This window comes from Cupriavidus sp. YAF13, assembly GCF_052113425.1.
GTDB lineage: Bacteria > Pseudomonadota > Gammaproteobacteria > Burkholderiales > Burkholderiaceae > Cupriavidus.
Genome location: NZ_JBFRDD010000080.1, coordinates 20,720 through 27,250, shown reverse-complemented (window position 1 = coordinate 27,250; position 6,531 = coordinate 20,720). Strand labels below are relative to the sequence as shown.

General features: G+C 59.9%; 4 protein-coding genes and 1 pseudogene. 2 read left to right on the top strand and 3 right to left on the bottom strand.

The window, feature by feature from the left end; genetic code table 11:
- Positions 1 to 148: 148 nt before the first annotated feature.
- Entirely contained in the window at positions 149 to 1,246 is a 1,098-nt protein-coding gene (locus AB4061_RS37550) for an IS5 family transposase (protein WP_441641170.1), read from the bottom strand.
- A 1,206-nt stretch (positions 1,247 to 2,452) separates the two neighbouring features.
- Between AB4061_RS37550 and AB4061_RS37545 the strand changes: the two are divergent.
- A pseudogene (locus tag AB4061_RS37545) lies at positions 2,453 to 3,176 on the top strand (IS6 family transposase).
- Between the two features lie 90 nt (positions 3,177 to 3,266).
- On the opposite strand, the gene AB4061_RS37540 reads toward AB4061_RS37545, so the two are convergent.
- The gene (locus tag AB4061_RS37540) at positions 3,267 to 3,650 is read right to left on the bottom strand and encodes a nuclear transport factor 2 family protein (protein ID WP_441641169.1); all 384 of its coding nucleotides are present in this window, start codon (positions 3,648 to 3,650) and stop codon (positions 3,267 to 3,269) included.
- A gap of 630 nt (positions 3,651 to 4,280) precedes the next feature.
- Positions 4,281 to 4,850, bottom strand: coding sequence for an inclusion body family protein (locus AB4061_RS37535; protein WP_441641168.1), 570 nt, complete (start codon positions 4,848 to 4,850; stop codon positions 4,281 to 4,283).
- Between the two features lie 1,046 nt (positions 4,851 to 5,896).
- Here AB4061_RS37535 and AB4061_RS37530 point away from each other — a divergent pair.
- Positions 5,897 to 6,346: a hypothetical protein gene (locus tag AB4061_RS37530; protein WP_441641167.1), complete on the top strand. Its 450-nt coding sequence runs from the start codon at positions 5,897 to 5,899 to the stop codon at positions 6,344 to 6,346.
- Positions 6,347 to 6,531 lie beyond the last annotated feature (185 nt).

The following is a 6,531-nucleotide window of genomic DNA, read 5'->3' as shown; positions in this document are numbered from 1 at the left end:
TAGCAGGCTGCTGAAGTACTCGCCGCACACACGGTATGCTTTCCGCCCGAGCAGGTGAGCACTGCTTGATTTCACAATCCGGAAACTACGCGCCCCGGAATCGAGTTTTTCGGCTGTTGGGCGCCCATTTCCAGCTTTCTTTGCCCGCTTACTGCAACTGCGGACGGATTTGTCCCAGCGAACGCATGCGCACGAGGTTGTAGGCGGCCATGCTCAGCACGAACATCTGGTCGACCCGCTTCAGTCCACGCACCATCACCTGGCGCATGCGCCCGACCGTCTTGACCCAGCCGAAGCCTTGCTCGATCAGCTTGCGCTTTTGCTGCGAGATCGCATATCCCTCGCTGCGGGCAATGGCATCAGGAACCGCCGAGCGCCGACCCGAGGTGTTTTGCGCGACATGCGGCGTCACTTTCATCTCCAGGCACGCCTCAATAAACTCCTGTGCGTCGTAGCCCTTGTCTGCACCCACTGTGATCTCGGTGTCCGGGTTGTCCACCACCTGTCGGGCATCGTTAAGCATGACCTTGGCAGCCTCGCGCTCGGCGTGTCCGTCAGCGGTGCTCACCAGGGCGCTGACCACCAGGCCGTGGCGGTTATCACTCAATGTATGCCCCATGTAGCGCAGTTCGCTGCCAGTCTTGCCTTTGCGATAGAGCTTCGCATCGGGGTCGGTCTTGGACTGATGGGTGTCGTTGCTGCGCTTGTCCCCCCTGAAGTCGCCGCTATCGTCGTCGCGGTCGCTGCCATCCTTGCGAACGAAGCTCTTGTGGCCAGCCCACGCCTGAATCAGCGTGCCGTCCACGCTGAAGTGCTCGCCCGACAACCAGTTCTTCTTCTGCGCAAGGGCCAGCACCTCGTTGAAAAATCCAATCACCGCATCATGCTGGATCAGGCGCGCCCGGTTCTTGGTGAACACCGTGGGCACCCAGACTGCGTCGTCCATCGACAACCCGATGAACCAGCGAAACAGTAGGTTGTACTGGGTCTGCTCCATCAGTTGGCGCTCGGACCGGATGCTGTAGAGCACCTGCAGCAACATCGCTCTGAGCAGCTTCTCCGGCGCGATGCTCGGGCGACCGCCCTTGATGTCGGCCTCATACATCCCTGCGAACAGCCGATCCATCTTTGCCACGGCCTGATTTACCATGGTGCGGATCGGGCGCAGCGGGTGGGACTTGGGAACGAAATCATCCAGCCGTCGCATGGTGAACAGGCTTTCGGTAAAGGTGTCTGCGCCGCGCATGCGATGTGGGAGAGTGATTCTTGTCGGGTTCTCAGATCAACGTTTCGATATGTCCATACGCTGACTTGTGGTCGAGGTACTTCAGCAGCCTGTTAGGGCGCACGCAGCTCGTGATAAGCGCGTGTTCCAGTCCTCGACGGAACTGGAACGCGCGCGCGCAGGTCGCAGTGGCGCAGGAGCGGGCCAGCGAGGGTCGCGCGCTGGGCGAGGTCGACCACGAACACACGCTGCGCCAGAAGGCCGAGCAGGCGCGGCGCTAGACGCCGCCGAGGCCGAAGCCGAGGAACAGGCGCGGCTACAGGCGGAGGCAGGGCAGGCGTTCGAGCGAGTGCAGGCGGCAGAAGAAGGGTTGCGGGCGGAACTGGAAGCGGCCGTACGGCGGGCCGCGAAAGCCTCCACGACGTGCCGCCCGGTAGGTGCCAAGCGCCGGATGCCGGTGACGCGCACCAAGTTCAAGCCCGGGCCGACCTAAGAGAGGACGGCGGGGGTGTCGGCTGATTTATCCACCGCACGCGGGGACAAGCCTGTGGACAAGCCGCGCGGGGGCAGGTAGCAGGCGGCCTCTGCGGATTTGATTAAGGCTTAAGCAAAGAGGGCGAGCCACGCACTCCCGCCGGCGCGGTTTGCCATAACAGCCGCCCCCGGACAACCTTGAAGCCCAATGTTTTTCCAAGACGACTCGACGCGGCATCGGGCGTCGCCCCCAATCCATTCACCTACGCCATATCGATCGATATCGAGCGCGCGCAAGCGATAGCCTGGTCCGCATCCAGATAGCCCAGCACGGTCTGACCCTGACCGACCCGCAAGCCGCCGGCTGCGTTGCCGAGCCACCGCCACCGCCCTGCGCGGCACGCTAGCGCAACGTGCAGGGGCAGGGCTGGGACGGTCGCTGCGCCATGCCGGCGTGGCTGCAGTGGGCTGTCAACGCCGGGCAGACGGTGGAGCATTTCCGCGTCGGTGCCTGCGCTCGTCGTCTACCGATGCGAGGCCGTCCCCCGCGGTATTGCGCGCGGCGCTGCGCTTCCTCGACGCGCAATGCCACAGTGACCGAGGCCGACTACCTGGTGGCCAAGGATGACGCGGACCGCGCCGATACCGCCGCGCGTGCGGCCTTTCGGCTCACGCTCCAGCCCCTGGTCAATCAAATCTAAGGAGGGAGATCACGGGCACTGTCACGTTGGGGAGGTCGCGTAGGATGGCGCGATGAAGAAGAACTCGTTCTATCACGGTCACCGTTTTCCCGCCGTCGTCATCAGTTGTGCGGTGCGCCGGTATTTCCGTTTCCGCCTCAGCCTGCGCGACATCGAGGAATTGCTGTTCGAGCGCGCCGGAATCGTCAGCTACGAGACGATCCGCCGCTGGTGCGAAAACTTTGGCGCGGAGTTCGCGCATCGTGTGAAAGCCGCACGGTGCAAGCCAGGCAACACGTGACATCTCGACGAGATGTTCGTGGCGCTGCGCGGCGAGCCCTACCTGCTGTGGCGGGCGGTCGACGACCATGGCGCCGCCGAACTCGACATCCTGCCGCAGACGCGGCGCGACAAGGCCGCCGCCAAACGCTTCTTTCTGCGCGTGCCCGGAGCCGCGCAAGATCGTCACCGACCAGCTGCGCAGCTACCCGGCCGCAAGGGCCGACATTCCCGAATTGGCCAGCATCAGGCACATGTTCGTAAAGGCCTCCGTCCGCGTGAACAATCGCACCGAGAACAGCCACCAGCCGACCCGCGAACGCGAGCTGCGCATGCGTGGATTCCGCGATCCGAAGCGCATACAAAACTTCCTGTCCAGCTTCGAGCCGATCCGGCAGCACTTCGTGCTGAAACGGCATCTGCTACGCGCTTCGCTCTACCGCAAACACCTCGTTGCGCGATTCGCTACTTTGAATAAATTCACTGACGTGGCCAAGAATCCGTCAACCGTCTCCTGAGCAGTGGGCACGCTCCCCGCTGCCTTGTGTCGATATTGCCAAGTTGACAAAGCCTGGGAATCCGACGGGTAGAAAATTGCCGGTCTTACCTTATAGAAAGCGGATCGACGTATCGGCGAAGCCCTTCCAGCGCCGAATCTTGCCGTCGACGACCGTGAAGACGTGCACCCATTCGGTTTCAACCAACTTACCTTCAGGACGCGCGGTTCCCCGCAAGAAGCCGAGTACAACCACATGCTCGCCTGACTCTATAAACTCTCGCGGCTCGAAAATTTCTGTGTCGTCCGCCTGCGCGAGCTGTGCGAAGAAGCTGGCGACTTCGGCCTTGTTGGTGCGTTGCCCGGTGTAGGGAATCTGCGGTGGCCCTACCATTTTCCAGTCGACCTGGTCGGCCACCAGATCGAGGATGGAATTGACGTCGCCGCGGCCATACGCCTCATAGGCTGTTTTCACGACAGAAATCGGGGTTGTCATCATTGTCTCCGGTTGCACGCTCCGGCCCTGCGATCGCAGGGGCGGGTGTCTCCAACTTAGAGCGCAATGGTCCCCCATTCAAGGGCCATGGTGCCAGGTTTAACGTCTGGGCTTGACTGCGGGCGACTCGCAATGTGATCTACACCTACCGTTTCGTGAACGGTACGTCGCCGGCTGTGCTGGCCCAGCGCCAAAAACAATGCAAGGATGTCGCGAGGAATGGCTTCAATCGCGATGATGCCGCGCCGGGTGTTACCAAGAATGACGCTGGTGCTCCCAAGGGTGCATCCGTGGTGCCCATATTCGCCTTTTCGCAAAGGCTCAGGCGTTCTTAGCTTACGGCGCAAGCGAAGGTGGTGCACGGCTATTCGGCGATGCTCAAGATTAAGTTGGCATCGTCAACCGCATGGCGGTGCTTGCCCGCCCCCAGTCCGCCAAGCCTCGACAACCTCGTCGCAAGCCTCATCGACATGCGGCCTATAAATCTTGTTGATGCTTATCTCTGGTAGATTGACCGCCACCCATCACGCTGATGGTGGTAAAGAGCGCGAGGATGGAGCGGTTTGACGGGACTGGAAGATAAATGAGATTTCCAGCCCCGCATCAACTGCCGAAAAAGCCGTCAAATAATCAAGCCACGACCACGGTCGGGTCCCAGGTAACGTATCCGGCCAACACTTGGTTTTCGTTATCGTCATCTACAGTGAACAGTGCGGCACAAGCCCAGAAGTTCTGCGCCGTGCCTTTGCTGGCTACTAGGGTATCGCACCTGGAGAAGCTCTCCGGAACAAATTTGAAAGGATAGCCGTTAGGCGACGTCGGTTGAGCGGCCCCTTGAAGCGTGATGACGTTAACCACCGGGTTATTGAGAACCGAACCACCACCCGATAGGCTGTAGATAAAAGCCGCGCTGTCCGAGTTTCCGGACGTGCTGCTGCAGTAAAATGACAGAGTATCGTTGACGTGGGCGTTGAGCGAAATGTTGCCAGGGTCTCCCCCTGTGCTCCAGCCGCGGGGGTCGTCGGAAACCATGTAGATGTTCCCATGACCGATCGATGTGGGACTCGTTGGGTTCTGACTCAATGAGCCATTAGCAGCAATGATGGCTTCGACATTCATCGTTGTCATCACATTGATGGTGATGCTCTGGGTTGAATCTACGGCCGCCTTGCCTTTGACGGGTGCATTAGCTTCTGCCATGATGGTCTCCTCGCTTCGCGCCTACTCTTTTTCCGGTTTTCGGCAATCCCGGTGAATTTCACGATAGGTCTGGTTAGCCATATAAAAAATAACATCGACGACGATTTTATTAAAATCACACCTCGCCCATTCAACGTGGTTTAATCTGATTTGCGCGGTATGATTCAGCGTCTTTGCTGATTATCTGTATTGGGGTGATCAATGCCGGACACCGGAACGCGGCGTTTTATTTCGTCACGATGTGGAGACTAGGCCAGCGCATGACTCATTGCAAATTCGTCAGGCTTATATCAGACGTAACTGTTGAGCATTGAGGCGCTATTTCATAACGCGCACGAGTGATTATTTTTCGAATCCCCTATATAGGAGGGAAATCCATCTAAGATAGACCTCAGCAAGCCCTGTAGGCGGTATGTGGATGAGGCTTGCGACGAGGTGGTCGAGGTTCTCTGCGATCGGGTCGTACACGATGGCTGCGTGTTGCGATCAACGCCAGAGGCCGATCAGCCCAGCTTTGGCAAAATGGAGATTCGGGATATTGCTTCTCAGCTAGGCAAGCGGTCCAGTCCTTTTTTGTTCCAGCGGCATCGCATTGAGGATGCGTTCCGGTAAGACGGCAAGCTGCGTTGGCGACCCCTGCGGCAATGGGCCGCCTCGCGGCCCGCCGACGCCGCCCGGGTCTTCATCGCTCGGCACATTCGGCGCGGAATGTCGGAAGCGGCAAGGCGCCCAAACTGGCAACTTACACCGTCAGGAAGGAGGGGCTCTAGGGGGGCCGGCCAAGCAATCCGGATCGGCCATTGCAGAATAAAGGAAGCTCTCCATGAACCCGCAACGCGCCAACCAGGGTCTCGACCGGTAAAGAGGTAGGCCTGCGGGCAAGGGGCCCTCTGGGCAATTACGTCAGATTCTACGTAGAAGGTACGGATACCCCCAACTTACGCCCCCTCGTGCGTGCCGCAATAGGCATATTTTCGAGAATATCGAGTCATAACTTTCATATGTGAAAGTCGCACCATCTCGTCACTCCGGAGGATAGGTGTCGCATGGGGCACTTCTCGCCATCAAAGTACGCCGATCATGGGAAGGACTTCACGCCGGGACTTTCTTGTCTCAGTACGGCCGCGATTGCGGATATGCTGGATCAGCGAAGGATCACCAGTGGAATATCGGAGGATGACCAAAGGCGGCTGTCTGCGGTTGTATCGTCCGACACCGTTGCAGGCTGGCTCGGCCGCGGTGTGTGCGCGCGTAACGCGGGGGTCCTGCTTACGGTTCATCCGCGGCAAGCCTGGCGGGAGTTCAGGCGGCGCTTGGCCCTCGATGGGCTGGAAGGGACGACGTTGCGCGCCGCGCTGCTTGGTGGTCCTCCACTTAACTTCACTGGGACGCGCGCATTCAAGAAGGTAAGTTTCGTGGCGTTGTGCGAGACGGTGCTGTTCTACCTGCGCGTGCAGCTACCCGACGCAAATGCGCGTCTTGGCCGTGGCCGGTAGCTTGGCCGGATACTCGGCGACATCCTGTGAGGTCCCGCCTGCACCGGCGCCATCGCGTGGCGCCATCAGCGAATGCCAACCCGAGCCGGGATCTTCCCTCGCTGGTCGAGCGGTACCACGGCCAGCACGACGGCCTTGGGTAGTGTTATCGCAGCGCATGTGATGCAGTTTGATCCCCCGGCTAT

Excerpts from the sequence above, each read along its gene's own strand:
- AB4061_RS37550 (WP_441641170.1), bottom strand. The coding sequence starts at position 1,246 with ATGCGCGGCGCAGACACCTTTACCGAAAGCCTGTTCACCATGCGACGG.
- AB4061_RS37540 (WP_441641169.1), bottom strand. The coding sequence starts at position 3,650 with ATGACAACCCCGATTTCTGTCGTGAAAACAGCCTATGAGGCGTATGGC.
- AB4061_RS37535 (WP_441641168.1), bottom strand. The coding sequence starts at position 4,850 with ATGGCAGAAGCTAATGCACCCGTCAAAGGCAAGGCGGCCGTAGATTCA.
- AB4061_RS37530 (WP_441641167.1), top strand. The coding sequence starts at position 5,897 with ATGGGGCACTTCTCGCCATCAAAGTACGCCGATCATGGGAAGGACTTC.